The organism is Thermosulfuriphilus sp. (genome assembly GCF_054026695.1).
Window position 1 is genome coordinate 23,548 of sequence record NZ_JBPMLP010000007.1, and the last position, 26,757, is coordinate 50,304.

A 26,757-nucleotide genomic window follows, 5' to 3' on the forward strand; every position below is an offset into this window, starting at 1 on the left:
TTCTTAAAAACTGCCTGGACTCTATCCTTGTTCCTCTATTTTTGCGGTCTTTCAGCCTCTTGGGCCGGAGGAGGAGAATTTGAGCTCTTGAATGTCCCCCGGGTATTCTCTCCATCAAGGCTCCCCCTACCCCTTACAGAGGCCCCTTATGCCATCTCCATCATTGATCGAGAAGACATTGAATACTCTGGGGTCAGCGAGATCTTTGAACTGCTACGTTTCAGCCCAGGGGTAACCGTCTTTCAGACTGGAGCAGCCGAAGCAGCGGTGGGCATGCGAGGAGTAAACGGTATCCACGCCAACAATATCCTCATCCTTCTTGACGGCCGCCCCATATACAATGACTTTGCTGGTGACAATCTCCTGAGTTATCTTCCCGTTGATCTTGAAGATCTTGAAAGAATAGAGATAGTCCGTGGGCCGCAGTCCATTCTCTATGGAGCCAACGCTTACTCAGGTGTCATTAACCTTATCACCAGGAAGCCTCCGACCTACTCCCGTCTGACCTTAAGGCCGGGGATCCCTTACCGCCATCAATACAGCTTGGCCCTTACAGAGCAAAGGACCTGGGGAAATTTTTATCTATCTGGTTCCTGGGATGAGGTGGGATCTTTTTCGGATCATGAAGACCGGGCCCGGCGAATGAAAAAAATCTACGGCTATATCCATCGGGACTTAGGCTCTGGAACAGTCTCCCTCTCTGGGGGGCTCTCTCGAGGAGCCCTTGCCTATTTCGCCATACCCAACCGGGCCGAGACCGATCGCCAGGGTTTTAACTCCTTTCTCCGAGCCGAATATCATCAGGGATCTTTAGAATTGGAAGCCTCTTGGCAGACCTTTGAAGAGGAATTTCGCTACCAAGACTTCTTTAGGAACTGGATCAACATTGATTATCTTGATCTTTGTCTCCGAAAGGGCCTCCACCCGAGTCCAGGACAATGGCTCCTTTTGGGTCTAAATAGCCGCTACAATACCTACAGTACTGGCTATGCCTTAAGAAGATACAGCCAATTCATTTATAGCCTCTTTGGTGAATACAAAACCCATCTCGGCCAGAGATTTATTCTTTGGACCGGGCTGAGGCTTCGCCACCATCCTGAAACCGGCAACAAGGCCTTCCCACGGATAAGTATCATCTACTCTCTGGCCCCAGGGCAGTCCTTACGATTCTCAGCAGGCACAGCCTATAAAGACCCCACTTATCTTGAACTTTATGAAGATCTTCACCCCCGACCTTGGATCCATGAAGTTGGCAATCGCCATCTGCGTCCAGAAAGGCTTAAAAGTTATGAACTAGCCTACCAGGCCTGGCTATCTAAGAATCTTTATCTGGGAATAAGTCTCTTTCGAAACCGCTACCAAGACGTCCTGGGATCGACGGTAGAGGTTGACTCCGGCTCTCTCTACGTCCATCGGGCCAACCTTCTTTCCCTGGACCAATACGGGGGAGAAATGGAACTTTCTTTAAGACCAGGGGCCTTCTGGCTCTTTCGGGCCAACTATCAGTACGTCTGGGGAGAAAAGGTCAAAGAAACCGTCTTTGGCCCAGTTCCCCAGCATCAGCTAAATGGTCAGATCCGGTATTTGGCGCCCCAGGGTTGGTGGCTGGAAATCCTTCTGCATCTTCAGGATGACAGTGGCTACAGCATCCGAGACCGTCGTCTGAACCGCTACCTCTGGAAGGGACTCTCCCCTTATTTCTTGGTCAACCTCACCCTGGGCTATCAGCCCCACAAAGGCCCCCTAAAAATCTCCTTCACTGTCCACAATCTTTTTAACGACGTCCATAAGGAATATCCATCTGGAGAAAGGCTGGGAACCTGGTTTGAGGCAAAGATTGACTATCATTTCTAGACTTTGGCTCTTTTTGCCCCTGGGTCTCTTTGTCGTTTTGGCCTCCTGGGCCCGGGGGGAAGGACCGGCCTTTTTGATTATTAAGACCAAAGAAGCTCTTATCTATGACCGAGTAGAACACTACCTTATCTCCTGTCTTGCAGGAAGATCAGTGGCTGTGATCAATCTGGAAGAAGATCGCCAGATCCTGGAGGCCAGGATTCAGGAAAAAGCCCCCAGAGTAATCATCACCTTGGGGACAAAGGCCACTGAGGCCGTTGTCAACCTGGCCATAGATCAGCCGGTAATCTTTAGCACGGTTCTTGTAGCCAACGAAAAGATCCAGGCTTCCCGGGCAGCCCGAGAAGGAAGGCTCTTCGGCATAGAGCTCTTCTTTGATCCCCAGACCATCTTTATCTGGCTCAAAAAAATCTTTCCCGAAGTAAAGACTGTCGGTCTTCTCTGTTCACCTAAATCTTGTCCGCGGCTTAAAAACTTTGTCAAGAAGGCGCCCAATTTTGGCCTCAAGGTAGTCTTCATCGAGGTAAGAACCCTTCGGTCCCTCAATCAAGCCCTTCTGGATCTGGCCCGTCAGGCAGAGCTCCTTGTTGCCCTACCAGATTTCGAGATCTATAATCCGGCCACCATCCCCCGAATTATACTTTTCAGCATCGAACATGCCTTGCCCTTGGTGGGGATATCCCGCAACTATGCCGGGGCCGGAGCTGTGCTTTCCCTTGACTGGGACTGGAAGGATCTGGCCAACCAGACGGCTGAATTAGGTCAGATGATCCTCGAAGGTCGGATCCCTCCCCAACCCTTTCAGCCCCCCAGGACAACCCAGCCGATAATCAATATCAAAACGGCCCGTTTGATCGGCCTTAAAATGCCCCAAAAGATATTGAATAAGGTGGCTGTCATTGAGTAGATTTCTACGTCTTTCCTTAAGGACAAACTTCTTGATTCTCACCACGGCCCTTATTCTTATAAACAGTCTGATCATGAGCTCCTATTATCTCTACTATGAGAAAAAACACCGTTACCGAGATCTTGCCTCCCGCGCCCGAATCCTGGTCAGGGATCTGGCCCGAAGTAGCCTTTATGGGCTGGCTACCGGTGATCGCCAAAGCCTCGACCTCCTCTTGAAGAGTCTTCTGAGAGAAAGGGATCTCTCATTCGCTTTTGTGGCTGAGGACTCAGGGAGGATCATCGCCCATGTAGGCATTGTTCCTGGAGAACTGGCCTTAGCCCCAAGGGAACTCAAGGAGAAGTTTTTTTTGATCCGCCAATGGAAGGCCGGCAAAGAGAAATTCTTGGTATCTTATGCCCTGGTAAAGGCACCATTTGGCACCGGAGATGAAGAAGACCTTCTCGGAGTCCCTCCCCAGAGAACCGTCCAGCTTGGTTATGTGGCCGTGGGGCTTAGCTACTGGAGGATCCGGCAAGATCTTAAACACATCAGAAATACCGCTGGCCTTTTAACCCTTTCGGTCAATCTGGTGGCTATTCTGGTGGCCTATATCTTCTCCCTTTATGTCTCCTCACCTCTTAAAAAGCTGACTGTTGCCGCCCGGAGTATAAGCCGGGGGGTTGATCCTGGCCTTATTAACAATGAGGGCGGAGGGGAGATAGGCGAACTCACCCAGGCCTTCAACACCATGCTCGGCGAGATCCAGCGCTCCCGCAAGCAGCTTGAAACCTATACCCGCAGCCTCGAAGAACGGGTCAAGGAGAGGACCATAGCCCTTGAGCAATCGGTCCAGGAGTTACAGCGCGCCTATGAAGAATTAAAAAGGATACACGACATAAAGGCCCAGTTTATCCAGACGGCCTCCCATGAATTGAGGACTCCCCTTACTGCTATCAAGGCAAACGTAGATTTTATCCTCCAGTACGAAAAAGAGGACCTAACTACCGACCATCGAGAGATACTGGAAGCTATTCAAAGAAATGTCAATCAGATGCACAAGATGGTCGAGGACATGTTAGCCTTGGTCAGATTAGAAGAAAGATCTGACCTGGACCGGGAGAATATCAACCTGAAAGAACAGATTGAAGAATGTCTACTGGAGCTGTCTTCCTTAAGGGGACAAAGGAAAGTTGTCCTGGATATCCCCAAAGAGATGACTATTTTTGCCGATCCAGATCGTTTACATGCCGTCTTTGTTAACCTCTTATCGAACGCCTTCCGATTTACAGACAACAAGGGACAGGTCATAATCAAGGCAGAGAAAGGAACTGGCTTCATCAGGCTAGAGATCCAAGACAACGGGGTGGGGATTCCAGAAGAACACCTGGATCGGGTCTTTGAGCCTTTTTATCAAGCAGACCGAAGCCGGGGGGGCACAGGTCTAGGGCTGGCCATTGTAAAGAGGATAGTTGAAGGCCACGGGGGAAGCATCACAGTGAGTTCTTCAGCAGAGGGAACCTCCTTTGTGATTGTCTTACCAGATGAGGCCACAGGTGAAGGGCAGAGCCGGTAAGGTTCTGATTGTTGAGGATTATCTAGACACCGCTGAGATCCTTCGTCGGATCCTGGAGCGGAATGGTTTCTGGGCCGAGATAGCTCTCACTGGGGCCGAGGCCCTTAAAAAAGTCTCCAGTTGGCATCCAGAGGTCATCATCCTTGATATCAGCCTCCCGGACATAAACGGTCTTGACCTCATCGCTCCCATAAGAAGAGAACTCCCGGAGACGGCCATCATTGTCCTTACGGCCTATGCAGAGTTGGAGAATGCCATCCGTTCGGTAAGAGAGGGAGTGGCCGACTTTATACCCAAACCCTTTGAGAACGAATACCTCCTTCATGCTGTAAGAAGATGCCTGGAGACTAAACGCCTTCGGGAACGGCTCCGGATGGCCGAAAAGCTCCGAGCCCTTGGAGAGATGGCCGCCGGGATTGCCCACGACTTCAACAACATCCTCTCGGCCCTTAAGGCCCATCTGGTAGTCCTAAAACGCCGGATAGGCGATCAGTATGAAGAAGAATTCCGGAGCCTGGAGATGGCCCTTAAAGACGGGCTGGCCATTGTGGAACGGTTGAAGGGCTTTGGGAAAAAACAAGAACATCTCAGCCGCCATCCAGTAGACCTCAACGAACTCATCCGGGATACCGTAGCCATGACCCGACCCAAATGGCGCCACGAATCCCTCAAAAAGGGCTATCCCATCGAGGTAGAACTCACCCTTGAGCCCCTTCCTCCGGTTATGGTCAATCCTTCTGATATCCGGGAGGTCCTGGTAAATCTGATCTTCAATGCCGTAGAAGCCATGCCTCAAGGGGGGAAAATTATCATCTCTTCTGCCCTTCAGGGAGAGAGGATTGTCATCCAGGTAAGTGATACCGGCATTGGTATGGATGAGGAGACCCAAAGCCAGATCTTTGACCCCTTCTTCACCACTAAAGGGCATGGCTCTGGCCTAGGGCTTTCCCTCTCTTATGCCATTTGTCAACACCATGGTGGGGGCCTAGAGGTCTATAGTCAACCGGGCCAGGGATCAACCTTTACGATTTATCTTCCCGTTGCTCCCGAACCTTCAGGACAACAATAGGTATCCAGATCATCAGAGTGATGGAGTTAAAGATTATTATCGGCAAGGAATTGATCAGGAAGCCATAGATCGTCCAGAGGGATATCCCGATCAAAAAGAGAATCAGAAAACGAAGATCAAGGCCGCTCAAATTACCCTGACGGTAAGAGGTAATCAGCTGGGGAAGACCGGAACCGGTGGTTATCAAGCCAGCTAAGTATCCGAGAAGATCAACCCCGGTCATCTTCCGAGGATGAATTCAACAATGTAGGGATTGGTCTTCTTTTCCCGGGCCAAGGTGGAGGTGGGGGCCTCTCCATAGTCGTGTCCGGGATGAATGACTGTCTCCGCTGGGAGAGGAAGGATCTTTTCTTTGATGGACCTAAGTAGGGTCTCAAAATTGCCCCCTGGGAGGTCCGTCCGCCCCACCGCTCCCACAAAAAGGGTATCTCCAGTAAAGAGGACTCCCCTCCCGTATAAACAAATGGAACCTGGGGAGTGGCCGGGAGTATGGATTACGCGGAGCTCCACTGTCCCGACGATGAGACGATCTCCTTCCTTGAGGCGGATGTCGGCTGGCTCATTGGGACCAAATCCCCAGGCCTCGAAAAGACGATAGTTTTCAGGCCGACGGAAGAAGTCATCATCGTCCTCATGCATGGCGATGAGAGCTCCGGTGAGCCTTTTAAGGGGGCTGTTGGCCGCCGTATGATCAGCATGTCCGTGAGTGTTGACTATATAGCGCAGATTAAGTCCCTCTTCGAGCAGACGAGAATGGATGAGTTCAGGGGCTGCCGCCGGATCAATAACTAAGGCCTCTTTGGTCTCTTTACAGGCTACGATATAACAACGTACCTCAAACGGACCCAAGGTCAGTCCATGGATGATCATCCTTGCCTCCTTGATGCAAAGCACTGGGGATTTAGGGCCGGGAATATAGGCCTAGAGATCTCAAGAAGCCTCAAGGCCCCTTCATCAACCGCCCCCTTCTCCTTATGGGCATAGAAGAGATCCCTAAGCCACCAAAAGTTCTCCAGGGCCTCAAAGAAGAACTCCTTCATTCGGTCTATAAAATGGCCATTAGAGATCACAAAGGCCAGATCGCTGTTCATGGCCCAAAGGACCTCCCGGCTGGCCTGAACCAGGATACGTCTTTGGTACTCATCAGAATCTGCCTGTTCGTTCATCTGCCTAAGGGCGGAGATGGCCTCGTGGATATGGCGATACATCCAGGACACCGAACCGTACATCCATTTGTCAAAGGTGCCCTTATCTCCCCAGGAAGACGGCGGAGGAAATATATCCTGGTTGGTCGGATAACGGGATAGATAATCTGCCGGGGTGATCAGTTCTGTCTGATTTTGGTTGTAATAGATTTTTTTAAGGAGAAAATAGAGAAAATCAGGCCCCTCAAACCAGTGGTGCCCGAAGAGCTCGGCATCGTAAGTGGCCACCGTCAAGGGTTTTTTCCAATACCAGCCGCGAACATATTCAAACCGGAAATTGCGCCCTTCCATAAAGTGTTGGGCGTGATTAGCGGCCTTAGAAAGGGCCCAGTCCCGATTATAAGGCTCTTTTGTCTGGGAGCGCCGATCAGTGACCCGATTGTAACGCAAAGGGCCTCCCTTGATGTGGAACTCAAGATAATCTGGATCTCCCGGATAACCCTCCTCTCCACTCCAGACCTGCTTTCCCGTCTCAGGATCCCGGGGAAAGATAGCCACATTGGAACCCTTAATATAGACCGGGGCGTGGTAGCCAAACTCAACCGGGCTGTCGGCCAAAAGGACTGTGTGAGTCTCACTGAAAAAATAGCGCAGTCCAAAATGATCCAAGACCTCCTCTAAGCCTGGATGATAAGCACACTCCGGTAACCATATCCCCACCGGGGCCCGTCCAAAGGTCTCTTCGTAGTCTCTTATGGCCGTCTCCACCTGGGCATAAATGCCCTCCTTATGGGAGAGATAAAAAGGCAAAAAGGCATGGGTAGCCGCACAGGTAGATATCTCCAGATAGCCCCGATCCTGAAGATCTTTAAAAGCCTGGGTAAGGTCCCCGCCCCAGGAGAGAAAGACCTCCCGGGCCCTTTCAAAACGCTCTAGATGGACCCAAGCCGCATGAGTGTAATGAGGCTCTTCTCGCATGGTCCGCTCCACCTCGGCCCGGGCAAGGTTGATCAAAGCCTCGATGTAGCGGAGAAACTCTTCCTGAAGAAGGGGACAGCGCATCATATTGGAGAGGGCCGGAGAGATATCCATGGAGAGTTTGAAATCGACCCCCTCTTTAATCAGAGCTCCCAGGCGATCAACTAAAGGAATATAGGTATCTACCAAGGCCTCATGGAACCACTCCTCAGGGTAGCCCATGGGTTGCCAGTATCCGGCCTCTCCATAAACTATCCTTCGTCGAAGGTAAGGAAGATGAGCGTGGAGATGGAGGATAAGAAGCCCGATGGAATGGTTGGCCGGATCCATGGCCCCCTTTATAGGACGAATCGTCGGATGTTCTAGGGGACGATCAACCGTTTTATAGACTACCGGATTGCCTCCAGTGGCGAGCCTTCCTGTCTGGGCTGGATTTGAAGGAGGAGTTAGCTCCAAGGTCTTTCCGTCATCACGAACAGCCAGAAGCTGTACCCGCCAGCATTTATCCGGCTCAAGATGAAGATACCAATTATTGGTCAGCCCCAGGTGGACCTCAATGTCTTTTTCCGGACGCGGATAAAGCTCTCCGGCAAATTCTTCATAGAGACGAATAAAGATCTTAAGAGCATGGCCAGAGGCAAAACGGGAAAGTTCTGAGGCCAGCCTTTTCTGATCGAGATGCCAGTAGGTAAAAAGCCGGTATTCATCAATGGGCAAAAGAACAATCCTTTCTTCTGAAGGGGTGAGATAGCAGAAATTGGATTCCAAGACCTCGGCCAGCATCTGCCCTTCTTTGGTCTCCAAAGAGAGCTTGGCCTGATAGAGACCAGAAGGCATAAGGGGAAAGATCCAATCCCGAGCCAGACCGATGGCCCGTCTTTCTTCTGGACGAAACTCCTTTAAACCTTCTTCTGTCTCCCAGAAAAGTCTTAAGACAAAATCTACTTCGGCCAATGGAAGACCTTGTGGCTGAAGAAACTCAGCCTCCAGGGAGCGAACTAGAGATTCTGGAATATGCCAGAAGGCCTTAAGCTGAAGCTCATCAGGCTCAACTACCTTGCGGGTCAGATAAAGATAGGCCTCTTCCTCCGGCACCCTAATAAAGACCCGGTCAACTTCGGCCACCCTCTGAGGGGCTATGAGCCTAAGGCTAAAGAGGCGCTTGAGGCTTTGGCCTCTTTGATCCAGGAGATGGAGCTCAATGGCCTTAATGAGCCCTAAAACGAGGGCCCGATCGGAAAGACCCACTTCCTGCCATTCTTCTTCAGGGAAATTGGTCAGCGGATCAGGATGGCGAAGGATCTTAAGGCAGGCCCTCGTCTCCTCCAGGGCAAGCCCCAAGGTAACCTTAAGCTCGGCCCTGACGGCCCGCCAATCTATATTGCCCCAAGAGAGGTGATGCCGCCTTTCGTTCTCCGAGATAAAGACCACATGGGGGGTATAATGGAAGGTCGAGGAGACAGAGATCTCTAGGCGCCTTTTTCGCCAAAGGGCCAAGATGAGCTCCTGGCCGGAAGGGAGATCTATTTCCAGGTGCTGAAGATGGCTGACCCGGTGCTCAGCCAGCGTGGTTTCATCTTTTATGACCTCAAGGTAAAGGTCTTCGTCTGGAGAAAAGGAGACAGGGGGCCAGGAGACCAGTGCCTTGGGGCCTAGGAGCTCGACTCCCAAGAGCTGGCCAGAGAAAAGAACGACTTTGTTCATATTGATTCACCTCTGGACATCTGCGGCTGGCTTTTGTAAAGCGATGTCGTCCTGAAAGGGATTACCGGTATACGGCACCACCTTTTCTACCAGGTAATAGACCGACAAACAACTCTGTGGACGGAGGCCTTATCCTGAGTTATGGAAAATAAAAACAGGTGATCAATGTTTCGCCGCCAATACACCATCTATCTTTTGGTATTCATCCTGGCCCTCATTGCCATAAATTATCGGAGCCAAAAGATGAAAGCTGATGTGGAGGCTGAGGGTGAGCTTATCAGCCCCCGAGGGAAGATCTTGGGACGCTGTCAGTTGATAAGACGTCCAGACGAATCCCTGGCCCTCAGAATCCATCTCAAAGAGGCCCTCTCTGGAGAACCAAAGGTCCTTGTCTCTACCAAACCAGGGCTTTTTTTAATCCTGGGAAAGATGGAAGGAACAGCTTTTATTCTCACCCTGCCGGAGTCATTCAAGGCTCGAGAGATAAAAAAGATACGCCTCACCAACCAGGAAGGGCTAATCTTGGCCGAGGCCCGAATGGCCCCGGCAGTTTTGGCCCTAGAGAAGTCTAAGGAGTGAATCATGCCTAGAAGGAAAAAATTCAGTCAGACAAAGTTCATCTTCATTACTGGAGGAGTGCTTTCCTCCCTTGGTAAAGGCCTAGCGGCAGCGGCCATTGGAGCTTTGCTGGAGAGCCGAGGCCTGCGGGTCACCTTCCAGAAGCTGGATCCTTACATCAACGTTGATCCGGGAACGATGAACCCCTTTCAGCACGGAGAGGTCTTCGTCACCGACGACGGAGCCGAGACCGATCTTGATCTGGGTCACTACGAACGTTTTACCTCGGCCAAGATGGGCAAGCGCAACAACTACACCTCTGGTCGCATTTATTATTCAGTAATCACCAAAGAACGCCGAGGAGACTATCTCGGAGGCACGGTCCAGATTATCCCCCATGTCACCGACGAAATCAAAGCTGCCATCCGCCAGCTTTCCGGAGAGGCCGACGTAGCCATTATCGAAATCGGAGGTACTGTCGGAGACATCGAAGGCCTTCCCTTCCTTGAGGCCATCCGTCAGCTTCGGGCCGACCTGGGGCGAGACAACACCCTCTATATCCATCTGACCTATGTCCCTTATATTCGGGCCGCCGGCGAGGTGAAGACCAAACCCACCCAACACAGTGTCAAGGAACTGCGGGCCATTGGTATCCAGCCAGATATCCTCCTGTGCCGCACTGAACAGTTTCTCTCCCCAGAGATTAAGGCCAAGATTGCCCTTTTTTGTAATGTTGATGAAGATGCGGTCATTACGGCCAAAGACGTAGACTGCATCTACGAGATCCCTCTCGTCTTCCACAAAGAAGGCCTGGACGAAAAAGTTCTTGAGCTCCTCAATATCTGGACCCGGACCCCGATCCTAAAAGACTGGGAAGATCTCGTCTATCGTCTGCGTCATCCTAAAGACAAGGTCCGCATTGGAGTAGTTGGCAAATATGTCCATCTCAAGGATTCTTACAAGAGCCTCCATGAGGCCATTGTCCACGGTGGAGTAGCCAATAGCGCCTCTGTAGAGATAACCTATGTTGACTCTGAAGAGTTAACCCCAGAAAATGTAGCCCAAAAATTGGCCGACTGTCACGGAGTTCTCGTCCCTGGCGGCTTTGGCTCCCGAGGGATAGAGGGCAAGATCGCGGCCATCAACTGGGCCCGCGAGCACCAAATTCCCTTCTTTGGCATTTGTCTGGGAATGCAGCTGGCAGTTATAGAGTTTGCCCGCAATGTAGCCGGCCTCCATGGAGCCAACTCCACGGAATTCGATCCTACGACACCCTACCCGGTCATCTACTTGATGAAGGAATGGTTTGACTACCGGACGCAACAAATCGTCTTCCGGGACGAAGCTGTAAATAAAGGAGGCACCATGCGCTTGGGGGCCTATCCCTGCCAGCTCGTCGAGAGCACCTTCGCCCATGAGGCTTATCAGTGTCCAGAAATATACGAAAGACACCGCCATCGGTACGAGTTCAACAATCAGTTTCGGGAAACTCTAGAAAAGGCCGGTCTGAGGATTGCTGGCACTTCGCCAGATGGCAAGCTGGTAGAGATCATCGAGGTAGCCGATCACCCTTGGTTTTTAGGATGCCAGTTTCATCCGGAGTTCAAGTCAAGTCCCATGGAACCTCACCCACTCTTTAAAGCCTTCATCAGGGCTGCCTTAAACTATCAAAAAGATCTTGGCAGGGAGAAGGCCGCTTAGAGGTGTCTCTGTACGTCAAGGATATTGATCAGGATGAGGCACGAAAACGGCTCTTCCGGTGGACAGATCGTTATGGTCTAAAGCCACTTTCCCAAGGAGGCTTTAGGCTTATCTGGCAATGGTTACTTGCCTTTGAAAAAGCCGCCCCAAGGCTCAATCTTACCGCCGCCAAGAGACGTTCCCAAAGGCTCATCCAGATCCTGGACGCCATTGTCCTAAGTGCCACCATCTCCAAGGGTCCAGTTCTTGACCTCGGCTCAGGAGCCGGGATCCCCGGACTCCTAGGAGCCATCTATCGCCCTAAAATCCATTTTACTTTGGTAGAGGCTGTCTCTGAAAGGGTCTCTTTTATGAAAGAGATCATTAAACTACTGGGGCTCGCAAATTGTCAGGCCGAAACCTGCCACCTGGGCAAAGATTGTTGTCTACCTTTGGCTAGCTTTGCCACGATAATTTCCCGAGGATTTGGTTCTGTGGAGCGTTTTTTACGGCTGGCCCACCCCTATGTTCAGGAACATGGCAGGCTGATCTATCTCCTGAGGGCTGAGGTGGAAAGAGAAACCTTTCCGCCACCAGAAAGGCTTATCGCTTACCGACTCCCAGATGGAAGTTTACGCTATGTCCTTTTTTATGAAAGGCGGCGATAACCCTTATAGACAAGAATAAACTCCACGGCCTTCTTGATGGCGATAAACTCCTCGTGTTGCCCCCCTCGATCCGGATGATGCTTTTTGGCTAATCTTCGGAAGTATTTAAGAAGGGCTGCTTTGTCCATCCTCAGAGCCTCTTCTTCCCTAAGACCGATCCTCCGGCAGGCCTGTCTGAACTCTGGGGCCAGATGACGCCGGCGGGCCTCTTCTTGGGCCCGCTGAAAGCTGACCCACTGGCGCCGCAGACGATAGCCGAGATCATAGTACATGATCCGATAACGGGAGAGATAGTCCCTTAGGACTTCCTCCCGACCAAGTCCCATACGGTAGGCCTCGTCATTGGCCAGACGACAGAAAGCCTCCTCGAAGATCCGGTCCATATCCTCCTGGCCCTGAGCCTCAGGAACGAACCTAGTCAGGCGGGGAGCAAAGTAGTCTGAAAGCCCAAAAGAGGCATAAATATAGGCCAGGATTTCCTTGGGTTTGAGAATGGCCTCATCGGTTTCAATCATCTGTTCGATCTCATCTCGACTCTTCTCGGCCAAGACGTTAAGGAAGACCAGAGGCCTTTTAAGAAGGGAATCCACATTTACCTGACCAAACTTGAGGAAGACCAAGCGTCGTCGGTCAAAAATATGATAACTACTCTGCCGAGTCAGCTGCTCCCCTCGAGGCAGACGCCGAGATCTTGGAGCTGAGTACCTAGCAAAATCCTGGATGACCCGCTTGATCTCGGGCTTAAGAAAAGGGAAAAACAATTCCTCGAGCTCTATTTGATCGGTCTTGACTCCTTGAGCAGCCAAGCGTTCCTCAATGGTCTCATCAAGATAAAAACCATGTCCTCCAGGATAGATAATAAAGCGAGAGGGATCTTGACCGAGGGCAAAAAGATCCCGACTCCGCCACAGACCGCAGGCATTGTCCTGATAAGATTGGCGAATAAAATAGTAGGTCTTCGAACCAACTCTTTTTCGGGCAATGTAGACCCTGTTTTTCATTCCTCTAGAGATTTATCTCTTTGAGATCTATAGCCTGCCTGACGGATGATTACCTCCAGCCCCGGACGGCCAGGGAGCCTTAAAGCCTGACCAGTACGCCGAAGACGACCAGAGATAAACCAAGTCCGGGGATCGACATGCTCAATGATCATCATCCCCCGCCAAGTAAAGACCATAGCCGAAAGACGGCCGGAATTTATCTCCTCAAAGACATCCTTAAGGCTGGGCATTTACACTCCCGGAATTGTTCTTTTTGGCGACACAATCGGCGCTTAAGATCAGGGAAGGACACAGGAGCAGGAGCTTAAACCCAAATAAAATTTATACCGTTTCTAAATTAGCCCCCGACACTTGGGATGTCAAGCGCCGGGGGCCAGAAGAAACTAAAGGGAGTAGCCGGTTTCGCTATGCTGAGAGAGGTCCAGACCCTGGAGTTCTTCCTCTTTAGAGACCCTGAGCCCCATAAAGGCCTCAACAATCTTGAAGAGAATAACACTGGCCACAAAGGCATAGACCACGGCTGCCCCGGCACCGAGGACCTGGATAAAGAACTGCTTGATCCCACCGAAGATGAGCCCATCAGCCCCGCCTGGATTCCAGGCCGTAGAGGCAAAGATCCCGGTGGCCAAGGCCCCAAAAAGTCCCCCTACTCCGTGGATCCCTACCACATCAAGGGCGTCATCATAGCCGAACCTCCCCTTGGCCAAGACGGCCAGATAGCAGATCACCCCAGCCCCCAGACCAATAAGGACCGCTGAGGCCGGGGAGACAAAACCCGCCGCCGGGGTAATAGCTACTAGACCAGCAATGGCTCCTGAGGAGGCTCCCAGGGTGGTCGGTTTGCCCTGGATCATCCACTCCATGAATATCCAGGCCAGGACAGCCACACCAGTGGCGACCTGCGTAGTCATAAAGGCCAAAACAGCGATCTTATCCGCAGCCAGAGCGCTTCCAGCATTAAACCCGAACCAGCCGAACCAAAGTATTCCCGCTCCGAGGACCGTAAGGGGAAGATTGTGGGGATGGAAGGCCTCCCGACCATAGCCGTGCCTTCGTCCAAGCACCAAGGCCGCCGCCAGGGCCGAGGCCCCGGAACTTATGTGGATAACCGTGCCACCTGCAAAATCAAGGGCCCCCAGTTTTCCAATCCAGCCTCCCCCCCAGACCCAATGGCAGAGAGGAAAATAGACCACTGTTGCCCAAAGGGCGGTAAAGACCAAAAAGGAGGAAAACTTCATCCGTTCCGCAAAGGCCCCGGTAATTAAGGCCGGAGTAATAATGGCAAACATGAGCTGGAAGGCAGCAAAGAGAATGTGAGGAATACTATCCGAATAGGGACCTGGAGCAAGCCCTACCCCCCGAAAGAATAAATAGTCTGGCCCCCCGATTATCCCGGCAATATCCGGCCCAAAAGCCAAACTGTAACCGTAAAGAAACCAAAGAAGGGTAATCAGCCCCAGACAAACAAAACTCTGCATTATGGTGGCCAAGACGTTTTTACCCCGGACAAGCCCTCCATAGAAAAGGGCCAAACCAGGAGTCATTAACATGACCAGGGCACTGGCAATCATCATAAAGGCAGTATCTGCAGCATTCATAAAAAAACACCTCCGTCACGTTTTTCTCGATCCTGGCCTTATAAAGGCAAGGGTGATGCCAATCCCGACCCCACCCCAAAATCAGCACTTAAGGCCACAAAAATTACAAAAATGTAATAATGCCTCTGACAATCTTACAAAACTGAAACGTTCCGGCATGGAGTTCTTTCAACCCTTGGTCGGGAATGAAGGGGAATTTTAAGGAAAGCCCTTTTGAGACCGAAAACAGATTCAAAAAAGGACAGGGAGGTCCGTCATGAAGGTTGGTCTTTTTACACCCAAGGAAGGTTTTATCCCTTCGATCTGGGGTCAGATTGAGCGATCAGCCCCGAGTCTTAAAAAAATCCTTAAAGATTTTAAAAAGCCCCCCCCACCCCCAAAAACTCTTCCCCTCTATCAGCCTCGGCCATCCAAGAAGGGATTTAAGTTAGTCTCCCTTGACCTTTCGACCTTTTGGCAGAAGGTCGAGATAGCTCAGGGCCAGTTTAACCAAGTAATGGGTCTTCATTCTGGAGCCTCTGATAAAGTAGCCTCTAAGGTCCTTTCCCAGACCAGTTTTGAAATGGACCTTGACCTTGAGCTTGAATTCTCCTTGGAACTTGATCCTGAAAAAGGCCTTGGAAGCATCCATTTTGAGCTTTCTCTATCTCGGGAGGTGGCTTATAAGGGGCTGGTGGCCGAGATGGCTACTGATAGCCAGAAATTGGCCAAAGTAGCTTATTTCCGGCAGGAAGAATTGGAAATAGATCTTGACCTTACCTTTGCCCTTGAGGGGAAGCTCCGCCCCCTGCCTGGCCAAAGAGCCCTTGATACGGGGCGGTATTTCATCTCTTGGGCCAGGGAAAATATCATTGGAATCTATGATCGTCTAAGCGGTCTTTCCACCTCTTTAGAGGCCGGCCCGGTAGATCAGATCCTCTATACGGCCTTTGATCTCGCTGATGATACCCAGGTGGTTGTCCAACAGGGTCCCGAGGGAATCAAGAGGCTTATAGTCAGTCGGGACATGGAGCTCTCCTACATCTCCCAGAAGGAAACGAACTTCTCAGATCCCAAGCCCTTGGAGAACCATTGGGAGTCTCTTTTGAAGAGAATAAAGGCCCTGGGAAAGGAGCTCTCCTGAAGGACTTAAAGGTCGGGCCCACAGGGGCCCCGACCTTTAATGGAGACTTCCTTGCCAACTCTATGGTTAGCACGGTAATAAAATACCGTGCTTAAAGAGCTTCATCTTCGGGATTTTCTCATTATCAGGCAGGCCAATCTGAGCCTTACCCCGGGACTGGTGGTCTTCACCGGCGAGACCGGGGCAGGAAAATCCATCCTTGTTCAGGCCCTAAAACTCCTCCTTGGAGGCCGGGCTCCAGGGGAGCTCATCTCCCCCGGGGCCAAAGAGGCCAGGGTGGAGGCTATTTTTGAGGTCGACAGGGAAACAGTCGCTCGCCTTAAAGCAGCAGACCTTCCGGTCGAAGAAGAGCTTTTGGTCCGTCGGGTCATTGGTCAGGGACGCAGCCGGGCTTATATAAACGATACCCCGGTAACCGTGAGTCGTTTGGCCGAGATAGTCGGTCCTCTGGTGGCGATATCTGGCCAGCATGAGTTCCAACGTCTCCTTTCCCCAGAAGATCAGTTGGCCCTTCTAGATGCCTACGCTGGCCTGGGAAAAGAGCTTAAGGCCTATCGAGATCTTTTCGCTGCCTGGCACAAGGTGCTCAGAGAGCTGAAAGAGCTTGAAGGTCAAGAACGTCAAAGGGAGCTTGATTTTCTCCGTTTTCAGATAAAAGAAATCGAAGAGGCTGCCCTTAGGCCCAAAGAGGACGAAGAGCTTCTAGAGAAAAGAAGGCGCCTTAAGGCTTTAGGGCGTCTGAGGGACTTGTCTCAATTAAGTTATGATATCCTTTATGCTGGTGAGGGATCTCTAATCAGTCAGGCAGGGCGTCTGCGTCAGTGTATGCGGGAGCTCTGCCGTCTTGATGAGGCTACTTCTTCTCTGATCGATACCATTGAAGGACTATACTACCAGCTTGAGGACATAGCCTTAGAGGTCCGTAACTATCTGGAGGGCCTTCCGGAAGATGCCCACGATCTTGAAGCCATCGAGGAACGGTTGGCCCAAATAGAGACTCTTAAACGCAAATACGGTCCCACTTTGGAAGACGTCTTTGAGACCCTGACTAAGGCCAGAGAAAGACTAGCCAGCCTTGAAAACCTCGAAGAAAACCGAACCCAAATCCAAGGTCGTCTCAAGATCCTTGAGGGACGTCTTCAGGAAGAAGCCAATCGGCTTCATGCGGCCCGGCAGACGGCGAGCCAAAAACTCTCTAGGATTATCACCAAGGAGTTGGCCGATCTAGGTATGACTGAGGCCCGATTTGTCGTCCGGCTTGAAGAGGCTCCCTTAGGAGCCAAGGGCCTTGATCGGGCCTCTTTCCTCATCCAGGCCAATCCCGATCTCCCTTTAAGGCCTCTGGCCCAGGTGGCCTCTGGGGGAGAACTTTCCCGCATCTTTCTAGCCTTAAAGGTAGCCCTGGCCGAAAGATCAACTCCGGCTGTTCTCCTCTTTGACGAGGTCGATACCGGAATTGGAGGGACAGTGGCTCGAGTAGTGGGTCAGAGATTAAAACGACTGGCCCGTATCCACCAGGTCTTAGCCGTTACCCATCTTCCTCAAATTGCGGCCTTTGCCGATCAGCACTTTTTGGTCAGCAAGGAGCGGACAAAACAGGGGACTTCGACTATAATTCGGAGGCTTAAAGACGAGGACCGCTTGACCGAAATTGCCCGTATGCTCGGTCGCCCGGAGGGGACAGAAGCCGTTGAGTTTGCCAGAAAACTTATCACCGAATCCAGCCATGTCTAAAAACAAAAAGACTCTCTCCCCCAAAGCCCTGGTTCTTTTTTCCGGAGGGCTTGATAGCCTCCTTTCTTGCAAGCTCCTTGAGCAACAGGGGATCAAGGTCTTGGCCTTGCGTTTTGTCACCCCCTTTTCTGGATATAGTCTTCTGTCCCGAAAAGAGGCCTATCAGGATGAGGTCAAGAAGAAGTATGGCCTTGATCTAGAGATTATTGACGTCTCTGAGGAGTATTTAGAGATCCTAAAGGATCCCCGTTATGGCTATGGCCGAAACTTCAATCCATGCATAGATTGCAAGATCTTCTTCCTTAAAAAGGCTCTCTCTCTTTTGCCTCGATATGGAGCTAGCTTTGTAGCCACAGGGGAAGTCCTGGGACAACGCCCTATGTCCCAGAGAGGCCCTATACTTCGCCTGATAGAGAAGGCCTCGGGAGCCGAAGGTCGCCTTCTAAGACCTCTTTCGGCCAGACGCCTTCCTGAGACCCCCATGGAGAAGGAGGGCCTGGTTGATCGAGGGCAACTCTTAGCCCTTGCCGGTCGTAGCCGAAAAGGTCAGATGGAACTGGCCGAACGTTTGGGAATAAAAGACTACGCCAGTCCTGCTGGCGGTTGTCTACTTACAGACCCTATTCTGGCAACCCGGCTAAGAGAGCTCTTCTCCAAGAGGCCAATGTCTGTAGATGATTGTCTTCTGGCCCTCGTAGGCCGGCATTTTCTCCTCCCCGAGGGCTCCTGGCTGGTAGTCGGGAGGAACAAGGCTGAAAACGAACGCCTTAGATCCCTGACCAGGGCAGGCGATCTCATCCTTCGTCTTCAAGGTGCGCCTGGCCCTCTGGGGCTGATCCGTCAAGCTCGAGCTGAAGATCTTCCCCTTGCTGCGGGCATCCTTGTCCGCTATGCTCCCAAGGCCCGAGGGAAGGAGGTCCAGGTTGTGGCCGAGGGAAAGGACCTCCCAGAAGTCATCTCTCCACTTAAGATTAACCCTGAAAGTATCGAAAAACTCAGGATCCCTCAGGCCTCTTCTTGACGCCATGATCAGCCAATGTTATTTGGCCCAAAGTTCCGCAGGAGGTCGCCATGCTTGATTTTATCCGCAAAAATGCCCGTTCTCTCCTGGTAAAGATGATATTTGGGGCCATTGTCGTGGTCTTTGTCTTCTGGGGAGTGGGAACTTTTCGAAGCCAACGGGCAGACCTTCTGGCCAAGGTAAACGGTGAGGTCGTCACCTTCAAGGAATACCAGCAGGTCTACAATCAGCTCCTCCGCGGGGTGGAGCGGATGTTCCAAGGTCAGATACCAGAAGGATTCCTCGAACAGCTTAATCTCAAGGGGCAGGCCCTGGAGGAGGTCATCCGTCGCCATCTCATTGCCCAAGAGGCCTCCAAGATGAAGATCATCGTCACCGACGTCGAGGTGGCCAGGGTTATCCAGCAGATGCCAGCCTTTGCAGAAAGAGGCCGCTTTAGCCCGGAACGATACCGTCTTGTGCTTCGGGAGCTGGGGCTTCGGCCTGAAGACTTTGAGGATTCGGTAAGGCAATCAATCCTGGAGGATAAGGTCCGCTTGGCGGTAACTGGCCCGGTAGAAGTCACCGAGCTTGAGGCTAGGCAGTGGTATGCCTTTGAAAACGAAGGCCGACGTTTCGCTTATATAAAGCTTGACCTTAAGGACTGTCTTCCTTCGGTGAATCTCACCGAGGCCGATCTTATTACCTACTATGAGGCTCATAAGGAAAAATATCGAACTCCCAAACGGATCAAGGTCCGTTACGTCCTCTTCCCATATGAAGCCTTTCAAAAAAAGGCCCAGCCCACCGAAGAAGATATCAAGGCCTATTATCAGAGCCATAAAGATAAGTTTACTGTCCCGGAAGAGCGTCGGGCCAGACATATCCTTCTAAAGCTTCCGGCTACAGCCACTGTCGAGAAAGAGGAGATAGTCAAAAAGAAGGCCCAGGAAATCCTTGCTCGGGTCAAGGCCGGAGAGGATTTCGCCCGGTTGGCCAAGGAATATTCTGAGGATCTGACCACTAAAGATGAAGGTGGAGATCTTGGTTTCTTCTCCAGAGGGCAGCTGGTTGCCCCTTTTGAGGAGGCAGTCTTCTCCATGAAAGCCGGGGAGATCAAGGGCCCGGTGAGGACCCCCTTTGGCTACCATATCATCAAGCTTGAAGAGATAAGGCCTGAACATGTCAGGCCTTTGGCAGAGGTCAAGGAGGAGATCAAGGGGCGTCTTAGCCAACAAAGATTCCGAAAGCTGGCCGGAGAGGCGGCCAGTAAGGCCTACGATGAGATCATCATGGCCGGAGGGCTTGAAGCCTGGGCCAAGGCCAAAGGGCTCAAACTTAAAGAAACACCTCTTTTCTCTAGGGATAATCCTCCAGCGGGGCCGCCTTCGGCCCCTGAGTTCTTGAGGGCTGCCTTTTCCCTTGACGAAGGGGAGTTGAGCTCTATCATTACCACCCCGTCAGGTCCGGTAATCCTCAAAGTGACCAAAGTAGAAAACCCTCATATCCCCCCTTTTGAAAAGGTTAAAGATAAGGTGGCTGAAGACCTCCGCCAGGAAAAAGCGGCCGAGATCTGTCAAGAAAAGGCCCAACGTCTTCTTGATGAGGCCAGGAAGACCGGTGATCTAGAGTCTGTAGCCAGAAAGGAAGGATTAAAGATCGAAAAGACAGATTTTTTTCCCCGAAAAGATGAAACCGCCGGAGGAGCCTTGCCGACGACCATAGTGGCTCGCATCAAAGGGCTTTCTCCCCAGTCCCCCTTTCCGGAAGAGGTCTTAAACGACGGCCAGTCACTTTATGTTCTTCAGTGTCTGGAGGCCCGGCCAGCTGATTTTAGCCACTATGATCAGGATAAAAAGGCCTTTTTGGCCAAGCTTAAGACCCAAAAAAGAAAGGATATCTTTGACCTGTGGCTCAAAAATTTACGCGAAAAGGCAGAGATAAAAGTTTATCGAAGGCTCTAGGATCTTTGGTCCTTATTTTCTTAGGTATCCTTCTTTGCTTCAAACCGGCATTAGCCAGCGAAGAGGGGCTTCCAGTAGTCCCCGGGCCTCCGGCTCTTCCACCAGGCAGGTATCTCCTTGGGCCTCTTGATTTCGCCTCTGGCTATGCCGGTTATACCTATCTTCGACGACAGAAGGTCGATATCCATCAATATATCCTTAAGACCTACCAGGAAGTGATCTCCAAGGCCCGCCAGAGGGCCCTTAAAGAAAAATTTTCAGGAGTCTGCTACTTCGACCTACGATTTGAATTCACTGATGATATGGTGGTCTGGTATGGAAGGTGGACTTACTACCGAGAGGTATCCCTGCCTAGCTTTTAACCGTCTCTTTGATCACCCGATAGACGTCTTTAAAAACATCTTCAAAGGAGGCCGGAGAGACACGCCCCATCTCGATAAACTTGATAATGATCTCCTTGACCAGCTTGAGGATAACCTCATCCTCTGGAGAAAGGCGACTTTCCGAGCGGGAAGAGAACTTCTGAACCGGCTCTGGTCGTGACATCTGAGGCTCCTAACGAAAAAGGCCTCTTAAAAGAGGCCTTTGCTTTCTTTTTGGTGGAGCCGAGGGGACTTGAACCCCTGACCTCGTGAATGCCATTCACGCGCTCTCCCAACTGAGCTACGGCCCCACAGGGACGTGATCATAAATAACAACCCTTCTAGGGGCTGTCAATGTCTCCTGGAGAATATCCCCAGGGGGCGGAGGGGCACCCCCTGGGTGGCCGTTTAATCGGCCTTACGGCGCAAGAAAGTGGGAATTTCCAGCTCTTCTTCATCAAGGGGACGGGAGACAATCTCCTTTTTTCGTTCCCTGACGCTTTTGTCCTTTTTAACCTTAGACAACTTCCTGATTATGGGAAGCTCTTCGTCTTCGGAGCTGTCCGTGGAAACCGGCCGGATAACCGGCCCCTGCCTTTCCTCGACCTGGGAAACATCACCAATACCAGTGGCGATCACTGTCACCCGAAGTTCGTCTTCTAGGCTGTCATCAAAGACAATCCCCCAGAAGATTTTGGCATCTTCATGGGCCTCATCATGAATAAGGGTAGAGATCTCGTTGGCCTCCTCCATAGTCAGGGTCTCCGAAGAGGCAGTTATGTTGACCAGGATCCCTCGGGCCCCTTTGATAGAGATGTCTTCAAGAAGGGGGCTAGAGATCGCCAGACGGACGGCCTCAGAGGCCCTATCCTCGCCCTTGGCCACCCCGGTACCCATAAGAGCAAGTCCCATCTCGCTCATGACCGTGCGGACGTCAGCAAAATCAAGGTTAATATAACCGGGAACCATTATTAGATCCGAAATACCCCTTACAGCATAGTAAAGGACCTCGTCTGCCTTGCAGAACATATCAACTACCTTGGCCTTGGGAGAGGCCAGACTGATGAGCCGGTCATTGGGAATAGTAATGATAGTATCAACGACCTTGCGTAGAGAGGCTATTCCTGAGTCGGCAATTCTGGCCCTGACCTTGCCTTCGAATTTAAAGGGTTTAGTAACCACCGCCACGGTAAGGGCTCCGAGGTCCCGACTGATTTCAGCCACTACCGGGGCCGCTCCTGTACCAGTCCCTCCGCCCATTCCGGCGGTAATAAAGACCATGTCTGCCCCGCTAAGAGCCTCCTTGATCTCATCGGCAGCTTCGAGAGCCGCCTGACGACCTATTTCCGGATCCCCGCCGGCCCCAAGCCCCTTAGTCAGTTCCTTACCAAGCTGGATCTTGATTGGGGCCCGACACTGATCCAGAACCCCATAATCCGTATTGGCCGCCACAAATTCCACTCCCTGAAGCTTGTGGACAATCATGTTGTTGACGGCGTTTCCACCAGCACCGCCCACACCAATAACCTTAATCTTGGCGGCATGTTCGGATTCGATAAGTTCAAAGACCATGGCCTCCTCCTTTTGCTCCTCATTAGCCAAACCAGCGCTTCATGCGCTGCATAACCCGATTAAAGATGTTGCCATCACGAATGCGAAATTTTCTTTCTGGCTGGTTTTGGACTCCATAGAGCACCAAGCCCACAGCGGTGGCAAACTTGGGATTCTCAACCACGTCAGCAAGGCCTTTGAAGCCTTTCGGATATCCAATCCTAGTCGGAAGCTCAAAGATCTGATCGGCCATCTCCGGAAGCCCAGGAATGAGGGCCGATCCCCCGGTAATGACTACTCCAGAGGAGATGAGCGCTTTGAGACCACTTTTGCCTAATTCGGCATCCATCAGGGTAAGAAGTTCTTCCACCCGGGGTTCGATTATCTCGGCCAGAATCTGCCGTGAGAGTTTGCGGGGGCGTCGATCTCCAACACTGGGAACCTCAATGGTTTCCTCCGGGGGCACCAGGGACGCCAGACAATGACCATGGCGTATCTTGATCTTTTCGGCCTCACTCATGGGGCACCGGAGCCCCACAGCGATATCGTTGGTCACATTGTGGCCACCAATGCCCAAAACCGCGGTGTGTTTAATCGTCCCCCCTGAAAATATGGCCAGATCCGTGGTTCCCCCACCAAAATCTATCAAGGCCACCCCCAGATCTTTTTCCTCTTCTGTAAGGACAGCCTCCGCTGAGGCCAGAGGCTGAAGGACAATATCGATAACGTCAAGGCCTGCCCGGTTGGCACACTTGATAAGATTCTGGGCAGCAGTAACCGCCGCAGTGACAATATGGACCTTGGCCTCAAGCCTCACTCCGCTCATCCCTACTGGATCCAGAATGCCGCTTTGATCATCGACAATGTATTCCTGGGGCAGGATATGGATAACTTCCCGGTCAAGAGGGATGGCTACTGCCCGAGCCGCATCTATGACCCGAGCGACATCTTCCTCGGTTACCTCACCACTTTTGACCGCAATGACTCCGTCGGAGTTAAAGCCTTTGACGTGGCTGCCGGCAATACCCACATAGACTTGGCTGATCTCATAGCCGGCCATAAGCTCGGCCTCCTCCACCGCCCGACGGATGGAATTGACCGTGCTTTCGATATTAACCACCACCCCTTTCCGGAGTCCTACCGATGGATGGGTCCCCAGACCGATGATATTGACCTCCTGGTCATCAACCTCGGCCACCACACAACAGATCTTGGTGGTCCCGACATCAAGCCCGACGATAATCTCTTTCTCAGTGGGCATAAGTTCTCAACTCCCCTTAAACTGGACGGCAGCCTGACCATTGGGATAATCAAGCCTTATGGCCACCACATCTTGATACCAACCTTTGTTGTATAAATGGGCCAGAATCTTTTCCAACCGACGATACTGACGCTCAAGGTCGTGGAGAGAAAAGGTCACATAGACCTTTTCTTTGGTAATGAGGATCAGCTCGTCTTTGCGGACAAGGATCTCAGAGACTTTATCTACCGGTAGGAGACTGGTCGCCCGGCGCAGATCGGAAAGAAGTTTCAGGACCGGACGTAAAGAGGAGGCCAGCTGGCCATCGCTGACCATCTCTGACCTGATACCAGTTATAATGGGATAACTGGCTGGTTCTTTGGGCTCCAAAACCTTAAAAAGCCTTCCCTGGGCATCAGTGAGATAAAGCCGTCCATCTATGGCCGTAAGGGCTATAGGGGTCTCCTCCCAGAGCTTGATCACCAAGGTGTCTGGGAGACGCCGCTTGACGGTAGCCCGACTTATCCAAGGATGGGCCTCAAGACTCTGGCCGATCTTCTTTACATCCAGGGCAAAGAGATTGTCATTTACGCCAATGTCGGCCACCTGAAGGACCTCTTCCTGGCTGAGACGGTTGAGCCCCCGGATTTCTATCCGATTGAGCCGAAAAAGACTCCAGTGGGCCAGGAAGTACCAGAAAAGGAGAAACGACACCCCAAGGCCACCGATGGCCAAGCCGGCTCCCAAGAAGGGACGCCAAGGAAGGGTGAGGTGCCTTCGAGCAGTCACCCTTGATTTGGGTCTCCTAACCTTGGCCAAGGATCCTCACCTCCGTCTCAAGCTCTAAGGAAAATTCCCTAAAGACAGCCTCACGGGCCAGATCCATAAGCCCTAAGACATCGCTGGCCCGGGCCGAGGAACAATTGACGATAAAGTTAGCATGTTTGGGAGAAATCATTGCCCCTCCGAGCCTCCTTCCCTTAAGACCGCAGAGATCAATCAGCCGGCCAGCCGCCTCCCCCGGAGGATTTTTAAAGATGCAGCCTGCGCTGGGATACCTGAGGGGTTGGGTGCGGACCCGCCGCCGACAGACCTCCCTTACCGCAAAGGTTACAGTCTTTCTCCCCCCTTTGGGGAATCTGAAGACCCCTCCCAGAATTAAAGCCCCATCAGGCAAAAGACTTCTTCGGTAAGAAAAGGATAGCTGCCGACAATCAAACATCCGTAAAACATGACCGGGAAAAGCCAGAATCACCTCTTCAAGCCATCCTGAAACACTACCTCCACTGACTCCGGCGTTCATAAAAATAGCCCCGCCGACGGTCCCTGGAATCCCGGCCAGATATTCAATCCCTGAAAGTCCGTATCTTAGCCCTAAAGAGACCAGGCTTCTTAGGGGCTCACCGGCCATGGCCTTAAGGACCAAACTGTCGCCTTCATCCCTGATTTCAAGGCCCCGGAGCTCCTTGAGGCTAAGACCAATACCGGCAAAGCCGCCGTCTCTCAGAAGAAGGTTAGTCCCCGCCCCAAGGAGGAAAAAGGGAAGTCCTTCCTCATGGAGGAGATTCCAAACAAAAAGGACTTCTTCCAAGGTCTCAGGGGAAATCAAGACCTTGAGCGCCCCCCCAAGGCGGAAAGAGGTCAATTGGCTCCCCGGGACATCCTGGGCCACCTTGACCCCCCGGCGCTGACATTCTTTCATGAAGGTCTTTAGCCTGCCTGACACAGTTCCCCCTCGGTAAGGCGTTGAAGGATTTCCAGGAGAAGACGGCCGATATCCCCGGCTCCGAGGGTAACCACCACCTCGGCCGGTCTTATTCGGGAGATAACTTGCCCCACCAGCTTCTCTTTGGGGATATAGGTCACCGAACCATGACCGTGATCTGCAATGGCCCGGGCCAGGGCTTCTCCGGTAACCCCCGGGACCGGGAGTTCGCTGGCAGGATAGATATCGGTAACCACCAGACGATCGGTCTCGAAGAAACAGGTGGAAAACTGATCCCAGAGGGCCTGGGTGCGGCTGTAACGATGGGGTTGAAAGATGGCTAGAAGAGGCCTTTTGGGGAACATCTCCCGGATGGCCGCAAGGCTGGCTCTGATCTCTGTGGGATGATGGGCATAGTCATCGATAAAGACTGTTCCCTTGATTTCGCCTTTGATTTCCAGCCTTCTGGCCACGCCGGAGAACTGTTCAATGCCTTCCCGGATCTGCTCAAAGGGTATCTCCAGCTCAAGGCCTACAGCCACGGCGGCCAAGGCATTTAAAACGTTATGGATCCCAGCCAAGGGGAGGGTGATCCGACCGAGAAGTTGGCCGTGAAAACGGACTCCAAAGCTCATCCGTCCCCCTAGGGGGACAATATCAGTGGCCCGGACATCGGCTTGGGCTGAAAGCCCATAGGTCAGAAGTCTCTTTTTAAGCCTAGGCCTTAGGGCCGAAAGGTAAGGATCATCAAGACAGACAATAGCTACTCCGTAGAAGGGAACCTTGTTTATGAAGGCCACAAAGGCCTCCTTGATCTCTTCAAGGCCTTCATAGTGATCCAGGTGTTCGGCATCGATATTGGTAACTACCACAATACTGGGGGTAAGGAGCAGAAAGGAGCCGTCGCTCTCATCAGCCTCGGCGACGATAAAATCCCTCTGACCAAGCCGGGCATTGGTCCCCAGGCCGTTGACCTTGCCTCCAATGACACTGGTGGGATCAAGACCACCGGCTGCAAGAACGGCCGCCACCAGGGAGCTGGTGGTCGTTTTGCCGTGGGCCCCGGCCACGGCCACCCCGTAACGATGAAGACGCATGAGCTCGGCAAGCATCTCCGCCCGGGGGATAACCGGCACCTTGGCCTCTAGGGCGGCCTTAAGTTCAGGGTTATCCGGCCTAATGGCTGAAGAGACGACGATCACCTGGGCCCCGATGATATTTTCGGTTCGGTGTCCATAAAAGATGGTTCCCCCCAAGGCTTCAAGCCGTCTAGTAATCTCGGTAGCCCTGAGATCAGAACCCGAGACCTTATAGCCAAGCTTAAGGAGTAAGGCGGCAATCCCGCTCATGCCGATACCGCC

The 26,757-nt window shown here is 52.0% G+C and carries 24 protein-coding genes and 1 tRNA gene; 12 read left to right on the top strand and 13 right to left on the bottom strand.

Going from position 1 to position 26,757, the window contains the following annotated elements; genetic code table 11:
• Nucleotides 1–27 precede the first annotated feature (27 nt).
• The 4 genes from ACXJJX_RS01090 to ACXJJX_RS01105 are packed head-to-tail and all read left to right on the top strand — an operon-like array spanning nucleotide 28 to nucleotide 5,385.
• Nucleotides 28–1,854: a TonB-dependent receptor plug domain-containing protein gene (locus ACXJJX_RS01090; protein ID WP_456431034.1), complete on the top strand. Its 1,827-nt coding sequence runs from the start codon at nucleotides 28–30 to the stop codon at nucleotides 1,852–1,854.
• A complete protein-coding gene (locus ACXJJX_RS01095) occupies nucleotides 1,838–2,761 on the top strand; it encodes an ABC transporter substrate-binding protein (RefSeq protein WP_456431036.1) in 924 nt (307 codons plus the stop codon). The genes ACXJJX_RS01090 and ACXJJX_RS01095 overlap by 17 nt, the downstream gene beginning before the upstream one ends.
• Entirely contained in the window at nucleotides 2,754–4,316 is a 1,563-nt protein-coding gene (locus ACXJJX_RS01100; RefSeq protein ID WP_456431038.1) for a sensor histidine kinase, read from the top strand. The genes ACXJJX_RS01095 and ACXJJX_RS01100 overlap by 8 nt, the downstream gene beginning before the upstream one ends.
• Nucleotides 4,297–5,385 (top strand): sensor histidine kinase, encoded by a 1,089-nt coding sequence (locus ACXJJX_RS01105; RefSeq protein ID WP_456431040.1) that lies wholly within the window; start codon nucleotides 4,297–4,299, stop codon nucleotides 5,383–5,385. Before ACXJJX_RS01100 ends, ACXJJX_RS01105 begins: the two co-directional genes overlap by 20 nt.
• Here ACXJJX_RS01105 and ACXJJX_RS01110 read toward each other — a convergent pair.
• From ACXJJX_RS01110 to ACXJJX_RS01120, 3 genes are read right to left on the bottom strand one after another with little or no spacing between them, the layout of a single operon-like run.
• On the bottom strand, nucleotides 5,339–5,608 hold the full coding sequence (locus ACXJJX_RS01110; RefSeq protein ID WP_456431042.1) for a SemiSWEET family sugar transporter: 270 nt from the start codon (nucleotides 5,606–5,608) through the stop codon (nucleotides 5,339–5,341). The genes ACXJJX_RS01105 and ACXJJX_RS01110 overlap by 47 nt on opposite strands.
• Nucleotides 5,605–6,255 (bottom strand): MBL fold metallo-hydrolase, encoded by a 651-nt coding sequence (locus ACXJJX_RS01115; protein ID WP_456431044.1) that lies wholly within the window; start codon nucleotides 6,253–6,255, stop codon nucleotides 5,605–5,607. The genes ACXJJX_RS01110 and ACXJJX_RS01115 overlap by 4 nt, the downstream gene beginning before the upstream one ends.
• A complete protein-coding gene (locus tag ACXJJX_RS01120; RefSeq protein WP_456431046.1) occupies nucleotides 6,252–9,212 on the bottom strand; it encodes a 1,4-alpha-glucan branching protein domain-containing protein in 2,961 nt (986 codons plus the stop codon). The genes ACXJJX_RS01115 and ACXJJX_RS01120 overlap by 4 nt, the downstream gene beginning before the upstream one ends.
• Nucleotides 9,213–9,377: 165 nt before the next feature.
• Here ACXJJX_RS01120 and ACXJJX_RS01125 point away from each other — a divergent pair, with 165 nt between their 5' ends.
• The 3 genes from ACXJJX_RS01125 to ACXJJX_RS01135 are packed head-to-tail and all read left to right on the top strand — an operon-like array spanning nucleotide 9,378 to nucleotide 12,118.
• A complete protein-coding gene (locus ACXJJX_RS01125) occupies nucleotides 9,378–9,791 on the top strand; it encodes a hypothetical protein (RefSeq protein WP_456431048.1) in 414 nt (137 codons plus the stop codon).
• A gap of 3 nt (nucleotides 9,792–9,794) precedes the next feature.
• Entirely contained in the window at nucleotides 9,795–11,471 is a 1,677-nt protein-coding gene (pyrG, locus tag ACXJJX_RS01130) for a CTP synthase (protein ID WP_456431050.1), read from the top strand.
• Nucleotides 11,472–11,473: 2 nt separating this feature from the next.
• Nucleotides 11,474–12,118: a 16S rRNA (guanine(527)-N(7))-methyltransferase RsmG gene (locus tag ACXJJX_RS01135; RefSeq protein WP_456431052.1), complete on the top strand. Its 645-nt coding sequence runs from the start codon at nucleotides 11,474–11,476 to the stop codon at nucleotides 12,116–12,118.
• Here ACXJJX_RS01135 and ACXJJX_RS01140 read toward each other — a convergent pair.
• The 3 genes from ACXJJX_RS01140 to ACXJJX_RS01150 all read right to left on the bottom strand — a co-directional run bounded on the left by ACXJJX_RS01140 (nucleotide 12,100) and on the right by ACXJJX_RS01150 (nucleotide 14,717).
• Entirely contained in the window at nucleotides 12,100–13,119 is a 1,020-nt protein-coding gene (locus tag ACXJJX_RS01140) for a hypothetical protein (protein WP_456431054.1), read from the bottom strand. The genes ACXJJX_RS01135 and ACXJJX_RS01140 overlap by 19 nt on opposite strands.
• The gene (locus ACXJJX_RS01145; RefSeq protein ID WP_456431056.1) at nucleotides 13,116–13,349 is read right to left on the bottom strand and encodes a hypothetical protein; all 234 of its coding nucleotides are present in this window, start codon (nucleotides 13,347–13,349) and stop codon (nucleotides 13,116–13,118) included. Before ACXJJX_RS01145 ends, ACXJJX_RS01140 begins: the two co-directional genes overlap by 4 nt.
• A gap of 153 nt (nucleotides 13,350–13,502) precedes the next feature.
• Nucleotides 13,503–14,717 (bottom strand): ammonium transporter, encoded by a 1,215-nt coding sequence (locus tag ACXJJX_RS01150; RefSeq protein ID WP_456431058.1) that lies wholly within the window; start codon nucleotides 14,715–14,717, stop codon nucleotides 13,503–13,505.
• 256 nt (nucleotides 14,718–14,973) lie between these two features.
• Here ACXJJX_RS01150 and ACXJJX_RS01155 point away from each other — a divergent pair, with 256 nt between their 5' ends.
• The 5 genes from ACXJJX_RS01155 (at nucleotide 14,974) to ACXJJX_RS01175 (ending at nucleotide 20,900) form a co-directional block, all read left to right on the top strand.
• The gene (locus ACXJJX_RS01155; RefSeq protein ID WP_456431060.1) at nucleotides 14,974–15,840 is read left to right on the top strand and encodes a hypothetical protein; all 867 of its coding nucleotides are present in this window, start codon (nucleotides 14,974–14,976) and stop codon (nucleotides 15,838–15,840) included.
• An 87-nt stretch (nucleotides 15,841–15,927) separates the two neighbouring features.
• Complete coding sequence (gene recN, locus ACXJJX_RS01160) at nucleotides 15,928–17,574, top strand: DNA repair protein RecN (protein WP_456431062.1); 1,647 nt, start codon at nucleotides 15,928–15,930, stop codon at nucleotides 17,572–17,574.
• Entirely contained in the window at nucleotides 17,567–18,595 is a 1,029-nt protein-coding gene (locus tag ACXJJX_RS01165; protein ID WP_456431064.1) for a thiamine biosynthesis protein, read from the top strand. Before recN ends, ACXJJX_RS01165 begins: the two co-directional genes overlap by 8 nt.
• A 50-nt stretch (nucleotides 18,596–18,645) precedes the next feature.
• The gene (locus ACXJJX_RS01170; protein ID WP_456431066.1) at nucleotides 18,646–20,538 is read left to right on the top strand and encodes a SurA N-terminal domain-containing protein; all 1,893 of its coding nucleotides are present in this window, start codon (nucleotides 18,646–18,648) and stop codon (nucleotides 20,536–20,538) included.
• 5 nt (nucleotides 20,539–20,543) lie between these two features.
• On the top strand, nucleotides 20,544–20,900 hold the full coding sequence (locus ACXJJX_RS01175; RefSeq protein ID WP_456431068.1) for a hypothetical protein: 357 nt from the start codon (nucleotides 20,544–20,546) through the stop codon (nucleotides 20,898–20,900).
• Here ACXJJX_RS01175 and ACXJJX_RS01180 read toward each other — a convergent pair.
• The 7 genes from ACXJJX_RS01180 to murC all read right to left on the bottom strand — a co-directional run bounded on the left by ACXJJX_RS01180 (nucleotide 20,890) and on the right by murC (nucleotide 26,745).
• Complete coding sequence (locus ACXJJX_RS01180; RefSeq protein WP_456431070.1) at nucleotides 20,890–21,084, bottom strand: hypothetical protein; 195 nt, start codon at nucleotides 21,082–21,084, stop codon at nucleotides 20,890–20,892. The genes ACXJJX_RS01175 and ACXJJX_RS01180 overlap by 11 nt on opposite strands.
• Nucleotides 21,085–21,135: 51 nt before the next feature.
• A tRNA-Ala gene (locus ACXJJX_RS01185) sits at nucleotides 21,136–21,211 on the bottom strand.
• Nucleotides 21,212–21,308: 97 nt separating this feature from the next.
• A complete protein-coding gene (gene ftsZ, locus ACXJJX_RS01190) occupies nucleotides 21,309–22,472 on the bottom strand; it encodes a cell division protein FtsZ (RefSeq protein ID WP_456431072.1) in 1,164 nt (387 codons plus the stop codon).
• A 22-nt stretch (nucleotides 22,473–22,494) separates the two neighbouring features.
• Complete coding sequence (gene ftsA, locus ACXJJX_RS01195) at nucleotides 22,495–23,712, bottom strand: cell division protein FtsA (RefSeq protein ID WP_456431074.1); 1,218 nt, start codon at nucleotides 23,710–23,712, stop codon at nucleotides 22,495–22,497.
• A gap of 6 nt (nucleotides 23,713–23,718) precedes the next feature.
• Nucleotides 23,719–24,510 carry a cell division protein FtsQ/DivIB gene (locus tag ACXJJX_RS01200; RefSeq protein ID WP_456431076.1) on the bottom strand — a complete coding sequence of 264 codons (792 nt, stop codon included), beginning with the start codon at nucleotides 24,508–24,510 and terminating at the stop codon, nucleotides 23,719–23,721.
• Nucleotides 24,497–25,417, bottom strand: coding sequence for a UDP-N-acetylmuramate dehydrogenase (gene murB, locus ACXJJX_RS01205; RefSeq protein ID WP_456431078.1), 921 nt, complete (start codon nucleotides 25,415–25,417; stop codon nucleotides 24,497–24,499). The genes ACXJJX_RS01200 and murB overlap by 14 nt, the downstream gene beginning before the upstream one ends.
• Complete coding sequence (murC, locus tag ACXJJX_RS01210) at nucleotides 25,402–26,745, bottom strand: UDP-N-acetylmuramate--L-alanine ligase (protein ID WP_456431116.1); 1,344 nt, start codon at nucleotides 26,743–26,745, stop codon at nucleotides 25,402–25,404. The genes murB and murC overlap by 16 nt, the downstream gene beginning before the upstream one ends.
• Nucleotides 26,746–26,757: the final 12 nt, after the last annotated feature.

What these genes read in the sequence shown, in the direction of transcription:
- ACXJJX_RS01110 (WP_456431042.1), bottom strand. Translation starts at nt 5,608, where the DNA reads ATGACCGGGGTTGATCTTCTCGGATACTTAGCTGGCTTGATAACCACC.
- ACXJJX_RS01115 (WP_456431044.1), bottom strand. Translation starts at nt 6,255, where the DNA reads ATGATCATCCATGGACTGACCTTGGGTCCGTTTGAGGTACGTTGTTAT.
- ACXJJX_RS01120 (WP_456431046.1), bottom strand. Translation starts at nt 9,212, where the DNA reads ATGAACAAAGTCGTTCTTTTCTCTGGCCAGCTCTTGGGAGTCGAGCTC.
- ACXJJX_RS01125 (WP_456431048.1), top strand. Translation starts at nt 9,378, where the DNA reads ATGTTTCGCCGCCAATACACCATCTATCTTTTGGTATTCATCCTGGCC.
- pyrG (WP_456431050.1), top strand. Translation starts at nt 9,795, where the DNA reads ATGCCTAGAAGGAAAAAATTCAGTCAGACAAAGTTCATCTTCATTACT.
- ACXJJX_RS01140 (WP_456431054.1), bottom strand. Translation starts at nt 13,119, where the DNA reads ATGAAAAACAGGGTCTACATTGCCCGAAAAAGAGTTGGTTCGAAGACC.
- ACXJJX_RS01145 (WP_456431056.1), bottom strand. Translation starts at nt 13,349, where the DNA reads ATGCCCAGCCTTAAGGATGTCTTTGAGGAGATAAATTCCGGCCGTCTT.
- ACXJJX_RS01150 (WP_456431058.1), bottom strand. Translation starts at nt 14,717, where the DNA reads ATGAATGCTGCAGATACTGCCTTTATGATGATTGCCAGTGCCCTGGTC.
- ACXJJX_RS01155 (WP_456431060.1), top strand. Translation starts at nt 14,974, where the DNA reads ATGAAGGTTGGTCTTTTTACACCCAAGGAAGGTTTTATCCCTTCGATC.
- ACXJJX_RS01165 (WP_456431064.1), top strand. Translation starts at nt 17,567, where the DNA reads ATGTCTAAAAACAAAAAGACTCTCTCCCCCAAAGCCCTGGTTCTTTTT.
- ACXJJX_RS01170 (WP_456431066.1), top strand. Translation starts at nt 18,646, where the DNA reads ATGCTTGATTTTATCCGCAAAAATGCCCGTTCTCTCCTGGTAAAGATG.
- ACXJJX_RS01180 (WP_456431070.1), bottom strand. Translation starts at nt 21,084, where the DNA reads ATGTCACGACCAGAGCCGGTTCAGAAGTTCTCTTCCCGCTCGGAAAGT.
- ftsZ (WP_456431072.1), bottom strand. Translation starts at nt 22,472, where the DNA reads ATGGTCTTTGAACTTATCGAATCCGAACATGCCGCCAAGATTAAGGTT.
- ftsA (WP_456431074.1), bottom strand. Translation starts at nt 23,712, where the DNA reads ATGCCCACTGAGAAAGAGATTATCGTCGGGCTTGATGTCGGGACCACC.
- murC (WP_456431116.1), bottom strand. Translation starts at nt 26,745, where the DNA reads ATGAGCGGGATTGCCGCCTTACTCCTTAAGCTTGGCTATAAGGTCTCG.